17 protein-coding genes are annotated in these 19,795 nt (G+C 45.1%); 4 read left to right on the top strand and 13 right to left on the bottom strand.

All coding sequences use genetic code 11. From position 1 onward, the window contains the following. Both BQ9856_RS22045 and BQ9856_RS22040 read right to left on the bottom strand, forming a co-directional pair. Entirely contained in the window at positions 1-1,077 is a 1,077-nt protein-coding gene (locus BQ9856_RS22045; RefSeq protein ID WP_159442064.1) for a bifunctional glycosyltransferase family 2/GtrA family protein, read from the bottom strand. A 248-nt stretch (positions 1,078-1,325) separates the two neighbouring features. After that, the gene (locus BQ9856_RS22040) at positions 1,326-1,544 is read right to left on the bottom strand and encodes a helix-turn-helix domain-containing protein (protein ID WP_077612926.1); all 219 of its coding nucleotides are present in this window, start codon (positions 1,542-1,544) and stop codon (positions 1,326-1,328) included. 278 nt (positions 1,545-1,822) lie between these two features. Between BQ9856_RS22040 and BQ9856_RS22035 the strand changes: the two genes are divergently transcribed. The 3 genes from BQ9856_RS22035 (at position 1,823) to BQ9856_RS22025 (ending at position 6,100) form a co-directional block, all read left to right on the top strand. Then, positions 1,823-3,505 (top strand): methyl-accepting chemotaxis protein, encoded by a 1,683-nt coding sequence (locus BQ9856_RS22035; protein WP_077612925.1) that lies wholly within the window; start codon positions 1,823-1,825, stop codon positions 3,503-3,505. Positions 3,506-3,614: 109 nt separating this feature from the next. Continuing rightward, entirely contained in the window at positions 3,615-4,385 is a 771-nt protein-coding gene (locus BQ9856_RS22030) for a response regulator transcription factor (RefSeq protein ID WP_159442063.1), read from the top strand. A 203-nt stretch (positions 4,386-4,588) separates the two neighbouring features. Next, positions 4,589-6,100, top strand: a complete 1,512-nt coding sequence (locus BQ9856_RS22025) for a CoA-acylating methylmalonate-semialdehyde dehydrogenase (protein ID WP_077612923.1) — start codon at positions 4,589-4,591, stop codon at positions 6,098-6,100. A gap of 178 nt (positions 6,101-6,278) precedes the next feature. Here the strand turns inward: BQ9856_RS22025 and BQ9856_RS22020 are convergent, their stop codons facing one another. The 8 genes from BQ9856_RS22020 to BQ9856_RS21985 all read right to left on the bottom strand — a co-directional run bounded on the left by BQ9856_RS22020 (position 6,279) and on the right by BQ9856_RS21985 (position 14,059). After that, a complete protein-coding gene (locus BQ9856_RS22020; RefSeq protein WP_077612922.1) occupies positions 6,279-6,806 on the bottom strand; it encodes a shikimate kinase in 528 nt (175 codons plus the stop codon). Further along, the gene (locus BQ9856_RS22015; protein WP_077612921.1) at positions 6,803-7,441 is read right to left on the bottom strand and encodes a flavin reductase family protein; all 639 of its coding nucleotides are present in this window, start codon (positions 7,439-7,441) and stop codon (positions 6,803-6,805) included. Before BQ9856_RS22015 ends, BQ9856_RS22020 begins: the two co-directional genes overlap by 4 nt. Before the next feature lie 15 nt (positions 7,442-7,456). Next, a complete protein-coding gene (locus BQ9856_RS22010; RefSeq protein ID WP_077612920.1) occupies positions 7,457-9,127 on the bottom strand; it encodes a putative manganese-dependent inorganic diphosphatase in 1,671 nt (556 codons plus the stop codon). 312 nt (positions 9,128-9,439) lie between these two features. Continuing rightward, entirely contained in the window at positions 9,440-11,263 is a 1,824-nt protein-coding gene (locus BQ9856_RS25385; RefSeq protein WP_077612919.1) for a methyl-accepting chemotaxis protein, read from the bottom strand. A 95-nt stretch (positions 11,264-11,358) separates the two neighbouring features. Further along, positions 11,359-11,742 (bottom strand): prenylated flavin chaperone LpdD, encoded by a 384-nt coding sequence (locus tag BQ9856_RS22000; protein ID WP_077612918.1) that lies wholly within the window; start codon positions 11,740-11,742, stop codon positions 11,359-11,361. A gap of 32 nt (positions 11,743-11,774) precedes the next feature. Then, positions 11,775-12,338 (bottom strand): UbiX family flavin prenyltransferase, encoded by a 564-nt coding sequence (locus BQ9856_RS21995; protein ID WP_077612917.1) that lies wholly within the window; start codon positions 12,336-12,338, stop codon positions 11,775-11,777. A 47-nt stretch (positions 12,339-12,385) separates the two neighbouring features. Continuing rightward, complete coding sequence (locus BQ9856_RS21990; protein ID WP_077612916.1) at positions 12,386-12,592, bottom strand: non-oxidative hydroxyarylic acid decarboxylases subunit D; 207 nt, start codon at positions 12,590-12,592, stop codon at positions 12,386-12,388. A gap of 27 nt (positions 12,593-12,619) precedes the next feature. Next, complete coding sequence (locus BQ9856_RS21985; RefSeq protein WP_077612915.1) at positions 12,620-14,059, bottom strand: non-oxidative hydroxyarylic acid decarboxylases subunit C; 1,440 nt, start codon at positions 14,057-14,059, stop codon at positions 12,620-12,622. A gap of 492 nt (positions 14,060-14,551) precedes the next feature. Here BQ9856_RS21985 and BQ9856_RS21980 point away from each other — a divergent pair, with 492 nt between their 5' ends. Beyond that, positions 14,552-15,448, top strand: a complete 897-nt coding sequence (locus BQ9856_RS21980; protein ID WP_159442062.1) for a LysR family transcriptional regulator — start codon at positions 14,552-14,554, stop codon at positions 15,446-15,448. 103 nt (positions 15,449-15,551) lie between these two features. On the opposite strand, the gene BQ9856_RS21975 is transcribed toward BQ9856_RS21980, so the two are convergent. The 3 genes from BQ9856_RS21975 to BQ9856_RS21965 are packed head-to-tail and all read right to left on the bottom strand — an operon-like array spanning position 15,552 to position 19,795. Then, positions 15,552-16,496, bottom strand: a complete 945-nt coding sequence (locus BQ9856_RS21975; protein ID WP_077612913.1) for an ROK family glucokinase — start codon at positions 16,494-16,496, stop codon at positions 15,552-15,554. A 48-nt stretch (positions 16,497-16,544) separates the two neighbouring features. Then, positions 16,545-18,524: a transketolase gene (gene tkt / locus BQ9856_RS21970; RefSeq protein WP_077612912.1), complete on the bottom strand. Its 1,980-nt coding sequence runs from the start codon at positions 18,522-18,524 to the stop codon at positions 16,545-16,547. Beyond that, positions 18,521-19,795 (bottom strand): DUF5711 family protein, encoded by a 1,275-nt coding sequence (locus tag BQ9856_RS21965; RefSeq protein WP_077612911.1) that lies wholly within the window; start codon positions 19,793-19,795, stop codon positions 18,521-18,523. Before BQ9856_RS21965 ends, tkt begins: the two co-directional genes overlap by 4 nt.

Here is a 19,795-nt window from a genome sequence, read left to right as displayed (position 1 = left end):
CTACGCACGGAATACCCAGCGCTGTTGTATTTGATAACTAAAAATAAACAAACCTGTATCGCAGATCATTTTTGCCATTTTTTCGTTTGATCCCAATGCAGTATGCAAAATATACACGCCGGCCGCAGAAAGGAGTATATTGATCACGCACAGGATTAAATAACGAATAAGGCCACGGCCTTTGGCCTGCTTGTCCTGAAATACAAAATTCTTATTCAACAGATAATTTGCAGCAATCGAAACCCATCGTGCGGCCACAGTGGCAAAAATAATTCTAAGGAAGTCCTTTCCCTGCAATACGGACTTCAGTAAATCGAGCAGCGCCCAGGCTATACCCAGATCAATTGCAGAGCAAATGATGGAAGATGAAAAAAACTTGATAAAATCAGACGTGATAATACGTATAATCTTCAAGCTGTCTCCGACGGCATTAAAATGGGTGCTTCTATTTTCATTTTCATAAATTGTCTGAATCGGAATTGTAAGGATGGGGATCTTAGACCGGATACAGGTAATCAAAACCTGAGTTTCATACTCAAACCGGCTGCCCTTTATGGCAAGCATCTGATCCATGAGCATCGGACCAAAAGCCCTGAGTCCCGTCTGGGTATCAGAAAGGTATCTCCCATACAGCGCAGCAAATGCTGCCGATGTAATACGGTTACCAATAAGAGATTTAGCAGGAACTCCGGCCTCTTTAAAATCTCTTACCCCTAACAAAAGGGCATCCGGCCGGCATACGGCTTCTTTTATCAGCTTATATACATCCTTCGCGGCATGCTGACCGTCTGAATCCACCGTTACAATGCACGAATAACCGTTTAAGTTTTCCTTAATAAATTGAAAGCCGGTTTTAAGTGCAGTACCTTTGCCAAGATTCTCCCTATGCCGAAGCACGGTGCATCCGCCGTTTTCCAATGCATTAAAAATATTTTGGTAATTTCCTCCGGAACCGTCATCCACGATCACGATACGGGATAGTCCATATTTATTTAGCTCTTTTATGTAAACCGGAAGCTTTGCATCAGGCTCAAGAGAGGGGATAAGGATAATGCTGTGTTTTTCCGCTTGCTTCATTTCAATTCTCATTCCGCCATATTCATTTTAACTTATAAAACTAAAGATTCATTTTATAATATACACACAGCGCGAATTATGTCAACACTTGCCGCTTAAGTGAACCGCGGTTGGAAGCAATATACTAATTCTGGTAAAGTATTACATTTAACATTTTCATTGATTTAAGCATACAAATACCGGATTTCATCAAAAAAAGCCGGCCCCTGCCCGAAAAACGCAGGAAACAGCTCTTTATTCCCTTCCTCTTACAGCCTGGAATCCTCTTCCGACGGAACATATCTTGCTATATCCTCTAACCTGCAGTTTAAGATGCGGCACAGATCATTGAGCGTCGTAGTATTCATAGGCCTGTTTTTGCGAAGCTTATCAATCGTCGCGCTGGATATATGGTATTTATAGATCAGTGTATAGGTCGATTCTCTGGATTTCTCCAGTGTTTTCCAAAATGGGCTGTAATTAATCAAAATGCCGGACCTCCTATAGTTCTATAAATAGAATAGAGTATAGTCTTATTCTTGACTATAGTCAGAAAAATAACTATAATGTACCAATAATACCATATTTTGGAACAACACAAGAGGCTGCCATATTATATAATAATATGTAATTAATACCAGTTTTGAAGCCTGTCCAAAAGCATGATAGAAACAGCAACCTATCAAAAGGAGGAATTTTAAAGAACAGCTATTTGCTAAGAATGGATATAACAAATACCAAATAAAAGACCAGAGAGGAAAACTATATGCTGAAAAAGTTAAGCGTCGGAAAGAGATTGATTTTAACATTCCTTATCGTTGTATTATTTTCAGGTTTGGCAGGGATGATAGGCATTATGCTGATTCGCACCGTTAATCATGAATATAAAACCGAGTTACAGGATTACGGATTTGCCCAGGGAGACATCGGAAGCCTGGGACAGGCCTTTCAGGCCCACAGGGCCACAGTTTTATACATAATTTTTTCCGACAGCAAGGAAGAAACCGAGAAACAGAAAGAAAATTTAAATAATCAGATCGATACGATAAATCAAAAAATGCAGCAGGTACAGACCCGGATGAAAACAGCCTCCGAGAAGGAGCTTTACAACCAGCTGACAGAGAAGATGAAAGCATACGATGAAATACGCGATCAGTCAATCGAACTGGCGGATACGAAATCTCCAGAGGAATCAATGGCTTTTTTCCGCAGCAAGGCAGCCCCGCTGGCAGCTGAAATAGCTGATACCATCAATACCCTGCTTGCTGATAAATCAAATACCGGCAATATAAAATCAGCAGAATTATCCACCCAGACTTCTATATTCGTGGCTGTAATGGGGGCGATCATACTTGTTTCCATCGCAGTTTCCGTTATCATTGCGGCGTTCATAACAAGAGGGATCACCCGCCCGATCGACGAACTAAAAGAAGTTGCCGACCGAATGGCACAGGGTGATTTAAAATGCCGGCTGGATTTCCGCGCAGAGGATGAGCTGGGACATCTTGCCGACAGCATGAGAACTATGATGACACGGATCTCCTATTATATGGATTACATCTCCGCCACCACAAGCAGGATGGCTCACGGGGATTTTGATATCCCCCATGATTCCCAGGAATTTAAAGGGGAATTCCGCTCCGTACAGATTTCCATCCAGGACCTGACCCAATCCTTAAATGATGTCATGACCAGAATCACCCAGTCATCGGATCAGGTAGCCTCCGGTGCAGAGCAGGTAGCAAGCAGTGCGCAGGCCTTAAGCCAGGGTGCAACCGAACAGGCCTCCTCCATAGAAGAACTGGCTGCCACCATCAATGATATTTCCAACAATATAAACCAGAATGCAGAAAATGCCAAAGAGACAAACAATCAGGTGAACGATACCTCCGCGGAGCTTGAATTCGGGAAAACACGGATGCAGAATCTGACGGAGGCTATGGATACCATCAGCGATGCATCCGCTGAAATAGGAAAAGTAATAAAGACCATTGAAGACATCGCTTTTCAGACCAACATTCTGGCCCTGAATGCAGCTGTTGAGGCCGCAAGGGCAGGAGAAGCAGGCAAGGGCTTTGCCGTTGTTGCGGATGAAGTCAGAAATCTTGCCAATAAGAGTCAGGAAGCCTCCAAGAACACCGCAGTATTAATCGAACGGGCTTTGGATTCCATTGAAGCTGGAAACCACATTGCCAAAGAAACGGCGGAAACCATGGACCGCATCGTCCAGTCCTCCCGGATGGTCGCCGGTCTGGTACATCAAATATCAGCGGCATCAGAGGACCAGGCTTATGCCGTGGCCCAGGTAACACAGGGAATAGACCAGATCTCAAGCGTTGTTCAGACCAATTCCGCCACTTCAGAGGAAAGTGCTGCCGCAAGCCAGGAAATGGCCGGACAGGCTCAGATGCTGAAACACCTGATGGATCAATTCAAATTAAAAATATAAAAATAAAAGAATTCCAGTTCTATGGAATGTTGTGCATATCATTGACATTATGTTTACTTCCAGTTATAATAATATAAATATTAAACAATTTTTCAAGGGAGTTGATACTATGAGTATGTCTTTGTCTGTAGCCGATTGGTTAACTATAGTACAACTCATATACCGCATAAACTGTGTCGAAGATTATGATGACTTTCCAAAGCAGGTATTGGGATTTCTGAATTTGGTATTGGATTATTCCATTGGCATACTCTGCATTACCTATCCAAACGAAAGTGCGCTCACGGTTAAAGAAATACACACTGAAAACGTACCGGACGAAGACATTCAAATCCTAAAAGAACAGTTGGAAACCTGTCCATTCATAACAGGGCTTTGTCTGGATTTATCCGGTCCGGTTTCCCGGGGTCCGGTGCTGTCTCATTTCAAAAATCAGGAGCAAATGCGCAATATAGTAATTGATGATTTACAGCGGGCTCTTAGCATCGTGTTATACCATAAAGAATATTTATTGGGATACATTATATTGTGGCGTAAATCTGACATTGAGAATTTTAACACCAGAGATATGTGCGTCCTGGGGACCCTCAGAAACCATATATCATTGCAGCTGTACAAGCTGCTGCAAAAAAGCTCAAAAACCTTGGACGGAAAGTTTGAGTTGGAGAGGGCTTTGTTAAAGTATGAATTATCCAAACGAGAGCTTGAGGTACTGTACTATATCTGTGAGGGATACAGTGATACACAAATTTGCGAAACACTTTTTGTTTCAACCTCCACTTTTAAAAAGCATCTCAATCATATATACGAAAAAATGAAGGTAAACAACAGAATCAGGCTGATTAAGCTGGTAGAACACGAAAAAAAATCAGATAAATAAAGAACCTGCAGCAGTATATTGATACGATGCAGGTTCTTATCATTATATGGTAATTCCGGTAATTCCCAGGAACATATACAGGTATGTTCTACAGCTTTCAACAAAAAGTGGAACATAAATAGACCCTAAGTACAATTTACTTATTATTCCCCCATGCTGTATTCTATATTTACATGATAGTCTATAGATAGGAGGAATTCACAATGTCTGAAGTAAAGAAACTAAAGTTCTTTTCTGGCGGTTCCTTTATAGAATCGAAAACCCAGAATTATTTGGATGCATATGATCCCAGCACGGGCGCGGTCATCGCCAAGGTACCGTGCTGCACCGAGGCCGAGGTAGAGAGTACCATTGCAGCGGCAAAGTCCGCTTACCCGTTATGGTCTGCAACTCCAGTTGTAAAAAGAGTTCAAGTTCTATACAAACTGCGCGATCTTCTGCACGAACACCTCGACGAGCTCACCTACCTGGTGGCCCAGGAAAACGGAAAAGCATGGTCTGAGGCCCAGGGTGACGTGCTGAAAGCCATTGAAGGAACCGAAAACGCCATAACAGCCCCTGCAATTATGATGGGTGAGAGCCTTAAGGATACCTCCAAAGGCTTTGATACCGTGCTGTACCGGGAGTCATTAGGGGTATTTGCCGGCATCATTCCATTTAACTTCCCTGCAATGATCCCGATGGGCTGGATGGCTCCTATGTGCATTGCCACCGGAAATACAATCGTCATGAAGGCTGCAACGTTCACGCCCCAGAGCGCGCTGCGTATCGCCGAGCTCTACAAAGAGGCCGGCCTCCCTGACGGCGTACTGAACATTGTCACCTGCTCCCGCAAGGAGGCCGAGATATTCCTTAACCATCCGGATATCAAAGGCGTCAGCTTTGTTGGCTCCACAAAGGTGGGACTGCACATCTACTCAACAGCAGCCAAGAACGGCAAGCGGGTCCAGGCACTGTGCGAGGCTAAGAATCATGCATTGGTTCTGGAGGACGCGCCCATTAAGCGTACTGCAGCAGGCATTATCAATGCTGCCTTTGGCTGTGCCGGTGAACGCTGCATGGCACTGCCCGTGGTTGTTGTTCAGGAATCCATAGCTGACAATCTTGTGGCCGAGATTGTATCCCAGGCAAAGAACCTGCAGGTAGGCCCCGCTTATGACAAGTCCACAGCCCTGGGACCTGTCATAAATGCTGACCATCAAAAGTGGGTGGAGGATTGCATCCAAAAAGGAATCGATGAAGGTGCGAAGCTGGTACTTGATGGCCGCGGCTGCAAAGTCCCCGGCTATGAAAATGGCTTCTATGTAGGCCCTACCATATTTGATCATGTAACGCCGGACATGTCCATTGGAGATTTTGAAATATTCGGGCCGGTGCTGTGCATCAAGCGTGTCAAGAATTTCGAAGAAGGCATTACCTTGATGAATAAAAACAAATTTGCTAACGGATCTGTTATCTTTACAGGATCCGGCTATTATGCCAGAGAGTTCGCCCGGCGGACCGACGGCGGTATGGTGGGAGTCAATGTGGGGATTCCGGTACCTATCGGCTTTTTCCCATTTGCGGGACACAAAAACTCCTTCTTTGGCGATCTTCATTGCCTGGGCAAGGATGGCATGCGGTTCTACACCGAATCCAAGGTCGTTACCACACGGTGGTTTGATGAGGAGGAATCCCAAAAAGAGAAGGTTTCCACTTGGGATGGTACGATTTAAGTAAATAAAAGAAAGGGTAAACGGTACCCCTTGCCAAGAACGATAAAAATGAAAGAGCCGATCCGGGTTTTGCCTGAATCGGCTTTTTCAATATGGTTTATTCAATTACTTCACAGCAGCAATGGGTATAATACACGTTACCCGGACTTTTGAGTAAATATGCAGATATTTCCGTATCTTATGTAGTTAAACCGAACTTCTCCTCCATAAACGCTCTGAGCTGATCTACGGTCTCCCCTGCATCAAGCCCGGTTTCATCCATGGTTATGTCCGCATATTTCTTATAATAAGGGATCCGTTCGTCATACAAGTCCTTTAATGTCATACCATCTTTTAATACCACACCGCGGTCCACCAGGTTTCCCAGCCGCTCCTTCACATCTTCATAACTGAGCTTTAAATAAACCACAATGCTGATTTCTTTTAAATGCTCCATGGCCTCTTTTCCATATATCACACTTCCACCGGGAGCAATGACGCTGTGATGGACATCCAGACCGGCATTGATCCGGTTCTCCACCTTAAGAAATCCCTCCTGGCCCTCCTCTGCTATGATTTCCTTTAAAAGGCGCCCTTCCTGTTCCTGGATAATGATGTCCACGTCTACAAAAGAGTATCCCAGGCGTTTTGCTAACAGGACCCCCACCGTACTCTTACCGGAAGCCGGCATTCCGATCAGTGTAATGTTGTCAAGTTTATTCATCATTTGTTTTTCCTCCTGCCCGCCGGCTTCTTCTCTGTTTTTCTTACAGAATAGCCAAAGCTGCCAAGCTTTTTCCCCAGTTCAAAATATTCTCCATGGGAATAGGCTACCAGGCCTGCCTGATTTAAATGGAATTTTTCTTTCTCATCCATATACCGGCTGTCCACAGTCACCCCGATCACCTCAGCTAAAAACAGATCATGGCTTCCCAAGTGCTTTATTTCCAACACTCTGCAGGCTAAATTCACAGGACTTTCTTCTATACCAGGCGCTTTGATATGCTTCAATGCACAAGGTGTCAGATTCATTTCCGTAAATTTATCCACGTCCCTGCCAGACTTCACCCCGCAATAATCTGCAGCGCGCACCAGATCCTTTGTAACCAGATTCACCGCGAATTCTTCTGTTTCTTTTATGATATCGTAGGAATACCGTTCCGGGCGAATGGATATGGAAAGCATGGCCGGGGATGAGCATATGGTCCCGGCCCATGCAACGGTTATAATATTGGGTGTTTCCCCTTCTCTCCGGCAGCTCACCATTACTGCCGGAACCGGATAGAGCATATTTCCCGGCTTCCATGTGACCTTGCGTGCTGCCGCAGGCTTTTTATTCTCGTTGGACTCCTGCTTCTTCATCTTATCCGGCCTCCCCTATTCCTGAACCGCCAGCATGATACCAGGGATCAGCTGCTTCTTTCTAGACACCACGCCGGGCAGGCTTACGATATGATCTTTCGCATTGGGATCATCTTCCTCCGCGCGAAAGGCTCCTGCGATCATCTGTTTCGCTCCCTGGCCCTCACACAGCAGCTCTGTGGATTCCGTAAGAATGTTGGTAAGCATAAAGAACATCATGTCCACGCCATGCTCTTCCCTGGCTTTTTTCATGTAAGGAAGCATCCGGTCTTTTAATTCATCCAGCTCATCGGAATTAAGGGAACTGATCTGTCCGACACCAAAGGCTGCCTTTCCAACGGTAAACTTTTTGAAATCCTGATAAAAAATCTCTCCATCCGTCTTTCCCTTTAAGTTACTTCCTGCCGCAAACATGGAGGAGGCATATTTTTCCACCTGGATTCCCGCGATGTCGGCAAGGGTAAGGGCCGCCTGTTTATCCGACGCCGTACAGGTAGGCGAACGGAATAAAAGGGTATCGGAAATAATGGCGCTGCATAACAATCCGGCAATTTGCGGCTCTATCTTAATATTATTTTCCTGATACATCTGGTATACGATGGTTGCCGTACAGCCCACCGGCTGGTTTCGGAAAAACACCGGCGCAATGGTCTCCACGGTCCCAAGCCGGTGATGGTCAATGATTTCCAGTATCTCCGCACTTTCCATTCCTTCCACCGCCTGGGATCTTTCGTTGTGGTCCACCAGGATCAGGCGCTTTCCCTTTGCGCCTAATAAGTTCCGGCGGGAAATCATTCCTTTGTATTTTCCATTCTTATCAAGAACCGGGAAATCCCGGTGGCGCTTGCTCGCCATGACTTCTTTTATGTCATCGATGTAATCTTCCACTTCAAAGGTGATCAGTCCCTCGGTCTTCATGAAATAACTGATGGGCATGCTCTGGTTTACAAGACGGGCTGCCGTATAAGTATCGTAAGGGGTCGTCATAACCGTACAGCCCCGCTCCTGTGCCAGCTTTTTGATCGTCATGGATACCGCTGCTCCCTCGCAGACAATGATGCAGGCCGCTTCCATCTCAATGGCACAAAGCTGGGATTCATAACGGTTTCCCAATATCACCAGATCACCCTTTGAAATGTAATATTCCATCATATCCGGATTGGCCGCAGCTATGAGAACCTTACCGTTATTAAAATATTCGTTCTTGTCACCGACCACCATGCCCCCTTCCAGGGTCTCCGCGATATTGGCATACTGGGTATTTGCCTTTGATAAAATGCTGCTGTCATATACATTCATATAGGACTTTGCGATGTCACCTACCGTGATCAGCCCTTCCAGCATCCCATCCTCGGTAACAGCCGGTATGGTTACAACATTTGCTTCCTGCATAAGGTTCCAGGCCTTTTTCAAGGACAGGTTTTTCTTAACGCCCTTTGTCTCACGGATCTCAATATCACGAACCTGGGTTTTTACGTTCTCCACAAACTCCGGTGCTTCTATTCCGAAATAGTTGAGAACAAATTGTGTTTCCTCATTGACGTGGCCCGCCCGGCCCGGCTGATAATCGTCTCCTGTCAGTATCCTCTTTAAGTTCGCATAACAGACCGCTGAGCAGATGGAATCCGTATCCGGATTTTTGTGGCCTATTACTATGGTTTTTCTATTTATACTGTTCTGTCCCATGCCTTCCTCCCTTTTTTCATAATATGTTTACAGGTCGTTCATATTCTGTTCATATGTGTTTTTTATACTAAATGTATATAAAATCAATGAGTCAAATTGATTAAATCGTCAAATTGCACATAGATTTTTCATAATTGCCCCGGTTGCCCGTCAGCTGGGGTCTCCTCATTTAATAAGTTTTTTCCTTAGAGAAGTATCCCCATTATATCATAATTTAGTAAATTGTAAATAAGTGAAAATCGGAGGAACGGCCAGGAACCGTTCAGTTAAACCAAAAATCCGGTATGGGCATTCTGGAAAATTTTCTCTAATTTAGTATTTCCCAGGCACATCTCCTGCGTTCGGCGCAGACTTTTTTACCGGTTCCTGCTCCTGATCACTCCGGGAAGCAGCATTTATATAAGAAACCGCGTTTTTATCTGAAAGCTTAAACCTTGAAACCTCTTCCCGCAATGTCTGTGCCTGCGCCGCTAACTCCTCACTGGAAGCAGAGCTTTCTTCCGCTGTGGCTGCATTCGTCTGTACGACTGCAGATACCTGCGACAACCCCAGATTGATCTCCATGATTGCATCGGTCTGTTCTAGGGAAGCCGACTCTATTTCTTTGATTGCCTGGCCAACCATTGACGCCTTTTCCGCAACATCCTCTAAAAGCCGCAGGGTTTCATTCGCAAACTTTTCCCCTTCGGTCACAGTTGCGGTTGATTTTTCAATTAAGTCCGCTGTTTGTTTTGCAGCCTCAGCAGATTTGGCCGCCAGATTTCTTACTTCATCAGCAACCACAGCAAACCCCTTCCCTGCTTCTCCGGCACGGGCGGCCTCCACGGCAGCGTTTAATGCAAGGATATTTGTCTGGAAGGCGATGTCTTCCACAAGCTTCGTAACCTTGGAGATTTCTTCTGAGGACTGGCTGATTTCCTTCATTGCATGATTGAGACTCCTCATTCGCCCGTTACTCTCATTTACACCGGCTCCAGCCTTTTCCACATACTCTGTCGCCTGGCGTACGGCGGCAGTATTCCTTTCCGCCTTCTGAGTCACGCTCTGGACTGAAGAGGTTAATTCCTCTATGGTAGCAGCCTGCTCCGTCGCACCGGATGCAAGAGCCTGTGAAGCGTCGGAAACCTGTCCCGCACCGGAATTGACCTGCTCGGAGGCGGTGTGGATAACCAGCATTGTATTATTGAGTGCAGCTGCAGTATTGATTAATGCCTGCTTTATGGCAGCAAAATCCCCTGCATAATCTAAATCGACCATAATGCGCATATCTCCATGTGACAGCGAAGTGAGCTTGGCGCTTATATCTTCAATATAAGAAATAAGCCCTGCATTTGTAGTCCGGATGCTCTCTGCCATACTGCCCAGTTCATCCTGGCTCTCATAGAGGACGCGTGTATGTAAGTTCCCCTTTGCCATCTCTTTGTATACCGCTTCAATTTCTCTAACCGGAATAAGAATAGCTCTTGTGAGTACAAAAACGACACCAACGGTAAACAATACAGAGAAAGCCAGGGCTAAAAGCAATATGATCCATGCCTGTGAAATAATACTTCTGGCTGTTTCCTTTTGTTCCACCTCTTTCTGTCCGCCAAAGGCATTCATATCCTCCATAAGCGTTGCGATCTGGCTAAATGGCGGCAAAAACTCATTTTGAAATACATCAAAAGCAGCTTTTGTATCTTTATTCGATGGATCTTTAATCAGCTCAAGAATTTTATTGCGTGCATTTTCCGCTTCTGTCACATACTGCCTGACCTGTGCAATATTATTGTCATTTGCCTGACTGCGCTGGTGGGCGGCGAACTCCTCTAAATTCGTCATGAAATTCTCAGCACTCTTCCCCGATAAATCGAGAGAAGATTGATAGTCCTCCCCGGATTCTTTTTCAAGAATCACCATCAGCAAATAGCGCTGTACAGAAACCATTTCCCGCTGTGCCGTTAAATTGTAAGTGGTAAGAGGATAGGTATATTTAGAATACAATTCTACCTGGTTCTCAATGCTGGATATGCTCCAGGCTGATGTTCCCATGGATATCAGCAGCAGTATCAGCACAACTCCAAAACCGGCCGTCAGCTTCCATTGAACCGGCAGTCCTTTAAGTAAAACCCTTAAACCTTTTTTTCTTTCCATCATATGTATCTCCCATTTATGTTTTTATAATAAAACCATAGCATTATGTCACAGCAAAGAAAAATCCGGGGTTTTCGCCTTGGATACCCAATTTTGCTCTATTCATTCTTTTTCAAATATTCCTCTAAAAACATGTCTGACGCCGCTTCAACGTTATCACATAACATATTTATGTCATCTGCCGTTGCATTGTCCATATGAATACCAAGACTCACCGCTACCGGCTCCCCTGTGGCCTTACAAAGCTTTTTTGCAATCTTTTGGGCTAATTCCACATCTTTGTGGCCGGGCACTGTCATTGTCCACAAATCACAGCCCGACAATACCCGTCCATGCAGCTTCACGCCGGGTGATGCCAATGCCACGCCTCCGACATGGGGCCTGTCGCCTCCCTTTATAAATACGGCGAGCCCGGCACCATTTGTATCGTGCACACTGACATTAACAATGTGTCTTCCTGTTCCACAGGTCTTGCATATCATAATTAAATATCCTTTCTTAAACCTCCGGTCTGTCAATTAACACCGTTCCACGGAACAAAACTTTTATGATCAAGACCAAACTGCATCAGTATTTTCCCCACAACATGATTGATTTGGTCATCGAGAGATCGAGGCCCATTGTAAAACGTTAACATAGGCGGTATAATCGTACAGCCCAGATCAGCGGCTGCCAGCATATTGTGAAGGTGTACTTTGCTAAACGGCATTTCCCTGGCAGAAAGAACAACCTTTCGGTTTTCTTTGATGCAGACATCTGCGGCACGTACCAGCAGGTTATCCGTATATCCGCTCACAATCCCAGCCAGAGTCTTCATGCTGCACGGTAAGATTATCATACCGTCAGTCTTATAGGAACCGCTGGAAATTGCCGCTGCAAGGTTATGTACATCATAATATCTGTCTGCCTGGTCAAGCAGCAGCTGGTAAGGAAGATCCGTTTCCAGCTCCCAGTTCCTTTTCCCGCAGTCTGTCACCACCAGATGTGTTTCACAATCCTCAATATCCTTTAACGCTTTAAGCAAATAGTAGCTCATGATTACACCGGTAGCACCGGAAACTCCAACAATTATTCGCATCGTCAGCACCTCACCTATGATATAGTGACTACTTTTCCGGACAAAAATTATTTATCCAGCGGAGGAACAGGCGGAATCACCGGAAGATTGTCAATCTGCTCTTTTGTCAATTTAAATTTCTCATGAATATTAGGTGTTTCAGTGGAACGCCAGGAATAAAAACAATCCATGCATTCATAAACTTCCCAGACATTGCCTACCGGTGAAGTAGCAATAACTTCAATTTTATTACTGTCACAGCGAGGACATTTCATAATTTAAAACTCCTTTCGCAATAAATTTTACATTTCGGCCATCAGCTTACGAATCAGCGCCTCATATTTCTCATAGCCTGCAGGCGGCTCAAGCAGTTCGGCTTCACGGGGATTCGGCTCCGGATCCTTCGGGGTAGTTGCATCGATTATAAGCTTCGAATGGATTCCGGCAGGATAGGAAGACGGATCAAGGGGCATTCCGGGGCAATTGGGAATGACCACAACATCCTTGTCAGGACGCACACGGGTTGTCAGAGCCCACATCACCTGAGGCAGATTGAACGGATCAACAAATTCATCGACAATAATAATAATTTTACTGTAGGAACCGCCATGAGGGGTAGAAAGCAAACGGAACGCAACTTCCTTGCCGAAACCGCCAAAACGCACCTTTGTCGATATAATACAACCGATCCCATGTGTATACATGGCATTGACTGCCTGAACTTCCGGCAGATCGCGCTTAATCTGCTGATAAAGGGGAACAGAAGTATTCAGTGCTATTAAAAAATCGATTTCCGTCCATGGAATACCGAGGTACAGATTTTCAAAAATTGGATTGGTACGGTGTGTAATATGTGTAATTGTTATGACACACTGACGCCGGGACCCGGAATAGGAACCCGGAAACTCACCGAACGGCCCTTCCACTTCACGGACACGAGGCTCAATGTATCCTTCAAGAACAACTTCGGAACCTGCAGGAACATATAGATTATCAAACAGATCGGACTTTACAATCCGGGTTGGAACTCCATCCTGCAAAGCGCCGACAAACTCATATTCGTTCTGTGTGTACATGACCGGCGTAGATGCCATGTAAGTAACCAGCGGACTATTGCCGACGGTGATACAGATCGGAACTTTTTCATTTTTCCGTTCAGCAGCTTCAAGCTGAACCGCTATATCATGAAACGCGAGCGCCTGAATGCCGACACGGTTTCTGCCTTTGACCTGAATACGGTAAGTACCTACATTCAGCTTGTCAAAATTCTCCGGTTCGGTTGGATCAGCCGTAATAATGGAAGCCTTTGAGAGAAAGAAGCCGCCATCCTGCTCATTGATCCGGTAAAGAGGAAGAATGTCGAAAAGGTTGATCTCATCCGGATTATCGATGGTGTTTTCCTTACAGGGAGCCTGTTCTCTTGATAAAATTTCAGGCTTAACAGGATATTTATCCCAACGGCGGTTAATTTCATGAAATTGTTCTTTGGTAGATGCTGTTTTGGGCATGCCAAGCATCAGGGCATGATTCGCCCATGACCCATGTACGTTTGTTACGACGCTGTAAGGATATCCCTTGATGTTTTCAAATAATACCGCAGGTCCATTCTCCAGGTTTGCCGCTGCTCTTCCTGCCGCCGCAATATCGGGTTCAGGATCAACCTCATCCTTAATTCGAACTAACTGACCGTTTTCTTCCAGGGTGGTAAGGAAACTGCGCAAATCCTGATAAACTTTTGCCATAAATTTTCCTCCTGATCTTAATATTTTACTTGCGGTTGGTTCTTATTTTCTTTCCAACCTGCCTAGATTTTAAACATTTTAGATTATAAACAATTACAAAATTCGTGGCAATTCTAAATAGAACGGAATGCATATTCCAAAACAGAATTTCAAAAAAGTGCCTAATTAAGTTATTTTCCTATAATTATTTCAAAATTTTAATCAAAATCATTAATAAATGGATATTTTCAATATATTATAATGTAAGTATTTGTCATATTTTGTCGAATCTGATATTTTATATGTATTCTAAAACGTCAATGGTAAATAGTTAAAAATATATTCTACTTCAAATCATTCTGTATTATAATGGCTTTAATTATAAAAACTCCATTTCAAATGAAATATTTCGTATACCATCAATGATTTATTACAAAATAATTAAGAAAAAAAGATCAGAGGAACTTTTTTCATAATATAAATACACATAAGCAAAAAAGGGGGACAATGATCATGACCAAATGGATTGATGATTTTCTGGCTTTAGCAGAGTATAAGAATTTCTCTACTGCAGCCGACAGCATCTATATATCACAATCTGCTTTATCAAAACATATAAAGGCTATTGAATGCGAGCTTGGTGTGCCATTGTTTATCAGAACCAATACAAAAGCAGAACTCACTGATGCAGGAAATGTATACCTTGAATATGCACTGAACATTCGCAAATTCACCCACGAATTACGCTATAAATTGGACAAAGTCGGCATATCATCCTACATACTCCATTTATCTATAGGTACTATTCCATGTCTGGCAGAAAGCGGAATTATGAAATCTTTAATCCATTTTCAGGAAAAATGCAGTAATTATTCCATAGAAATCCTTGAATCTGATCAAAGTCAGCTGCTTAAACAGCTTTCCCAAAAAGAAATTGATGTTGCCATCTGCCGCCTGGATTTACTTTCCGATGCAGAGTATGAAACAGTCTCACTTGTAACAGATGAGATGGTTCTTATATGCAACAAGGATATGTTCCCCTTTGAACAAGGCAGTGAAATCGACTTGTCTGCCTTCCAATTGAAAGATATTTACACAATCGCAAAAGAATCCGATATTTTCAGGTTAACGAAAAAGCAATTAAATGACATTGGTTTTAAAGGTGATCTGGCAGGAACTTTCCCAAGACATATGATGATATACTCACTTTTAACGCAAAAAGGCGGCTGTGCCATCCTGCCCAAGCAGCTCGCAAATCTTCAGATGTTTCCTCAACTGACTTACTATCGCATAAGAAATGCCGTAAAAACACAAATTGGCCTTGTTAAACTTTCTCCAGGTAATGAAAATCCTCAATTATACGAAAAGGCCAATGTATTGTTTGACTTTTTAAGAAATCAGAGCACCTAATAAATGATAAATAAGTATTTACGGCATAAAAAATGAGCCTTGATTGGTCTTAAAGGCCATTTCAAAGCTCATTTTTATGCCGTAAATACTATTCTGCTCACAGCTAATCCAGGATCAACCTCGCAGCTCCGTAAATTCCCGCATCATTGCCTAAAGTTGCTAAGACAATTTTACTCTTATTCTTGGAAATCGGAGTAAATTTGTCGTAATGTTTATAAATTATATCAATAAGGAACTCACCGGCTTTTGAGACGCCGCCGCCGATGATGAAAACCTCCGGATCGGTTACCATGGAAATGTGGGCAAGTGCCAGGCCCAGATAATGGCCCACGGTCTCCATTACCATGCCGGCCAGTTCATCCCCTTCCTTGGCCGCATCCAGCACATCCTTTGCGGTCACGTTATCCCCAAATGTTCTGAGAACCGATGGCGTATCCATGGCAGCCATCTTTCTTCTGGCTTCTCTTGCGATGCCGGTGGCACTGGAGATCTGCTCCACACAGCCAACGCCGCCGCAATTACAGGTCTCAGTTTCGTCATCCCGGATATGGATGTGTCCGATCTCCCCAGCCAGTCCATGCTTTCCGGCAACGATCTTCTGGTCAATGATCACGCCTCCGCCTACGCCTGTGCCCAGGGTGACCATGACAATGTCGTCATAGCCTTTCCCGCCTCCCTGCCACATTTCGCCAAGAGCCGCTACGTTGGCATCATTGCCGCTTGTCACCGGCAGCCCGTGAAGCTTTTCACTCAGCTCCCTTTCCGGATACACGTCACGCCAGCCTAAATTCACACAGACCTCCACATACCCATTAGGCATAACCGGCCCTGGAACTCCCATGCCGACTCCCTGTATCTCCCCCAGCGGAATGTCAAGCTCCGCCATAGTTTTTATTATGGAAGCGGAAACATCGTCTATGATGTACTTCCCACCCTCTTCCTTTCTGGTGGGCACCTCCCATTTATGAAGGAGTTCCCCCGTCACTTCAAACAGGCCGATCTTTACGGATGTTCCGCCGACGTCAACGCCAACACATTTCATTCCCATTTCTGAATACGCTCCTTTTTACTTTTGTATCATGATGTCAGGCACAGATTATAAGGATCTCGCAACTTCTGCCACATGTTCCGCCGTAAATCCAAAATGCTTGAATAACTGATCAGCAGGACCGCTGGCACCAAAACCGGTCATGGTGACATAAGCCCCGTCAAGGCCTACATATTTACCCCAGCCAAAATCACTCAACGCTTCCACAGCCACACGCTTGCGGACTTCCTTTGGAAGTACTGTTTCCTTATATTCCTCTGTCTGCTCTTCAAACAAGTCCATACAGGGCATGGATACGATCCGTACCTTCCTGTCAGAAAGGAGCTTTTTCGCCTCTGCTGCCAGCTCAACCTCCGAACCGCTTGCAATGAGGATCAGATCCGGTGTGCCTTCACAGTCATCGATCACATAGCCGCCCTTTAATGCCTCCTTGCTGCTGCCCGGCATAGGAGTTAAATTCTGTCTTGTAAGAACAAGGGCAGTAGGAGTCTTCCTGGAAGTCAGTGCAGAATACCAGGCTGCTTCTGTCTCTGTCTCATCACAGGGACGGAACACATGGAAATTCGGCATTGCTCTTAACATGGCAAGCTGTTCAATGGGCTCATGAGTCGGCCCGTCTTCTCCAACACCGATGCTGTCATGCGTGAACACAAAGGTCAACGGAACTCCCATCAGAGCGGACAGACGTGCCATTGGCTTTGTATAATCACTGAATACGAAGAAGGTGGCTATATAGGTGCGAAGGCCGCCGTGAAGCATCATTCCGTTGCCGATCGCGGTCATTCCAAGCTCCCGGACGCCGAAGTGCATGTTGCGGCCCTTCCTGTTGTCCTTTGAAAAGTCACCCATATCGGACATATTGGTCTTATTGGAAGGAGCCAGGTCCGCAGAACCGCCGATCAGATTCGGCATATGATTTTTTATGCGGTTTAACACCTGTCCGGATAAATTTCTGGTCGCATCTGCCTTTTCGGGCTTTTTCCAGAAATCAGCGCATTTTTCAATGGCTTTTTCTCCTGCATCCGGATCATGGTATGCATTCCACAGCTCTTCCATCTCCGGATACTCCTGGCAGTATGCGGCAAACATCACATTCCATGCGGCCTCAGTCTCTGCCTTCTCCTCTGCGATCTTTCTGTAATGGCTGTATACCTCTTCCGGTACATAGAACGGCTCCATAGACGGCCAGCCAAGGTTTTCCTTTAATGCCGTGATATTGTCGGCTCCCAGAGGCTCCCCATGGGCACTGGCTTTTCCCTGCTTGGCAGGACAGCCGTAACCGATCTGGGTCCTGATGGTAATAAAGGATGGATGCACGGTATCGGCTTTTGCTTCCTCAATGGCATTGCCAATGGCTTCCAGATCGTTTCCGTCCTCAACGGTAATAATCTGGAAACCAAACGCTTCCATACGCTTCCGGACATTCTCTGTAAATGCGATATCCGTACTTCCTTCAATGGAAATCTGGTTGGAATCATATAAAACGATTAATTTGCCAAGACCAAGAGTCCCTGCCAGGGAAAATACCTCAGAAGAAATCCCCTCCATCATGCAGCCATCTCCGCCCAGTACATAGGTGTAATGGTCGACCACCGGATAGTTTTCCTTGTTGAATACGGAAGCCAGATGGCTCTCGGCAACGGCCATACCCACTGCCATACCCATACCCGCTCCCAGAGGGCCTGTGGTTGCCTCTATGCCGACGGTATGTCCATATTCCGGATGTCCCGGAGTTTTAGAACCAAACTGGCGGAAATTCATCAGATCCTCTTTTGATAAATCCCCATATCCAAATAAATGGAGCAGGGAATACAAAAGCATGGAGCCATGGCCTCCGGATAGGATAAAACGGTCCCGGTTTGCCCAGTTTGGATCTGCCGGATTGTGGTTCATATGGTTCGCCCATAATTCATAAGCGGCTGACGCACAGCCTAACGGAAGTCCCGGATGTCCGGAATTTGCCTTCTGGATGGCATCTGCAGAAAGGATGCGGATCGCGTTAATTGACATGGTATCGACATTGCTCATTGGTATTGTCCTCCTATTTGTAATCTTATTTCTTTCATGTTCTGGGGGCCGGTAACGATCAGAGTATTGGGAAATCTTCCGTTCCGGATCTTGGATATCGGGAAATCAAATGTCCCGGAAAACTTAAGTCTGCCGGACATATTATAGACTCTGCAGGAATCTTCATTATACAAAATAACGCGGTCTCCGTCAATATCGGCATGGGTATACTGGTATTGGAAACCCCTGGAAAATGCAAGCCTGCCGTCCGGCTTGTAGACATCAAGACGGTACGGATTTTCCCCTTCCGGATTGTCCACAATTAACCCGACATATTTATCGGAATGAAACACACTCTTTATTTCTTCCTCCACGGCAACCTGCTTGACCAGCTCCGGAGAAAGCGCATTCTTCGTGGAATAGAACGAAACACTGTTATCCGCAAAGGCACAGGAATAGGTATCGTCAAGAAACGCAACCTGCGCAACGAGAGAAGACTCATAAGGCTCATCAAACCCTCCTACCAGCCTGTCCGGAATGCTCTTACCGATTTCCGCAAAATTGTGGAACGCTACTCTGCCATTTAAAGCCCCGTTTTTCAAATACGCGTAAGCCCCGATTAACTGGGTCCCATCCGGGGATAAGCTGATATCCACAGGATAGCCGGAATCGCCGCCTAAAAGTGCTTTGATCTTCACATCCAGAGCGCTGCCATCCCGTTTAAAGAAGTAAACATAATTCGACGTGGAGTCCTCTAAAATCGCGGCAACCACACCGTGGGCGGATACCGTTGCCTTTACGATCGGAAGCACCGTAGTTGCAACACCTGTATTCCCCGACTTGTCAAAGATATAGATGGAATTCCCCTGCTGGTCCGCAATGGCTGCATAATCTCCGTTGACACTTGCTACAGGAGAGTTCATCTCATAGCTTTGTATCCATACCTCTTCGCCCTTGGAATCCAGATAGGAGGCGCCGTCTTTGCTGTATTTTAACACATTGGAACCAAAATCCTGATAGCCCACATAGCTGCCCTCATTCATTTCCTTTTCCCATACCACACCATATCCGGTATAATGATAGAGCTGAAAATACTCATATGCGCCAATGGCTCCTGCCACAAGTACCAAAAACAGCACCAGAAATATTTTAAACCGTTTATTCCTCACCTTGATGCGGGCCTTTTTTATGATTTCTTCGCTGTTTTCTTCCTTTTGCGGAGAGGCTGGGACGATCTGCCGCCGCAGCTGGTTTTTTTTAATCTCTCTGTTCATAGAGTTCATATCACTCAT

This window comes from Clostridium sp. Marseille-P2415 (assembly GCF_900155545.1).
GTDB lineage: Bacteria > Bacillota > Clostridia > Lachnospirales > Lachnospiraceae > Lacrimispora.
This window is presented reverse-complemented; position numbering and strand designations above follow the sequence as displayed.

What these genes read in the sequence shown, in the direction of transcription:
- BQ9856_RS22045 (WP_159442064.1), bottom strand. Translation starts at nt 1,077, where the DNA reads ATGAAGCAAGCGGAAAAACACAGCATTATCCTTATCCCCTCTCTTGAG.
- BQ9856_RS22035 (WP_077612925.1), top strand. Translation starts at nt 1,823, where the DNA reads ATGCTGAAAAAGTTAAGCGTCGGAAAGAGATTGATTTTAACATTCCTT.
- BQ9856_RS22030 (WP_159442063.1), top strand. Translation starts at nt 3,615, where the DNA reads ATGAGTATGTCTTTGTCTGTAGCCGATTGGTTAACTATAGTACAACTC.
- BQ9856_RS22025 (WP_077612923.1), top strand. Translation starts at nt 4,589, where the DNA reads ATGTCTGAAGTAAAGAAACTAAAGTTCTTTTCTGGCGGTTCCTTTATA.
- BQ9856_RS22020 (WP_077612922.1), bottom strand. Translation starts at nt 6,806, where the DNA reads ATGATGAATAAACTTGACAACATTACACTGATCGGAATGCCGGCTTCC.
- BQ9856_RS22015 (WP_077612921.1), bottom strand. Translation starts at nt 7,441, where the DNA reads ATGAAGAAGCAGGAGTCCAACGAGAATAAAAAGCCTGCGGCAGCACGC.
- BQ9856_RS22010 (WP_077612920.1), bottom strand. Translation starts at nt 9,127, where the DNA reads ATGGGACAGAACAGTATAAATAGAAAAACCATAGTAATAGGCCACAAA.
- BQ9856_RS25385 (WP_077612919.1), bottom strand. Translation starts at nt 11,263, where the DNA reads ATGATGGAAAGAAAAAAAGGTTTAAGGGTTTTACTTAAAGGACTGCCG.
- BQ9856_RS22000 (WP_077612918.1), bottom strand. Translation starts at nt 11,742, where the DNA reads ATGATATGCAAGACCTGTGGAACAGGAAGACACATTGTTAATGTCAGT.
- BQ9856_RS21995 (WP_077612917.1), bottom strand. Translation starts at nt 12,338, where the DNA reads ATGCGAATAATTGTTGGAGTTTCCGGTGCTACCGGTGTAATCATGAGC.
- BQ9856_RS21990 (WP_077612916.1), bottom strand. Translation starts at nt 12,592, where the DNA reads ATGAAATGTCCTCGCTGTGACAGTAATAAAATTGAAGTTATTGCTACT.
- BQ9856_RS21985 (WP_077612915.1), bottom strand. Translation starts at nt 14,059, where the DNA reads ATGGCAAAAGTTTATCAGGATTTGCGCAGTTTCCTTACCACCCTGGAA.
- BQ9856_RS21980 (WP_159442062.1), top strand. Translation starts at nt 14,552, where the DNA reads ATGACCAAATGGATTGATGATTTTCTGGCTTTAGCAGAGTATAAGAAT.
- BQ9856_RS21975 (WP_077612913.1), bottom strand. Translation starts at nt 16,496, where the DNA reads ATGGGAATGAAATGTGTTGGCGTTGACGTCGGCGGAACATCCGTAAAG.
- tkt (WP_077612912.1), bottom strand. Translation starts at nt 18,524, where the DNA reads ATGAGCAATGTCGATACCATGTCAATTAACGCGATCCGCATCCTTTCT.
- BQ9856_RS21965 (WP_077612911.1), bottom strand. Translation starts at nt 19,795, where the DNA reads ATGAGTGATATGAACTCTATGAACAGAGAGATTAAAAAAAACCAGCTG.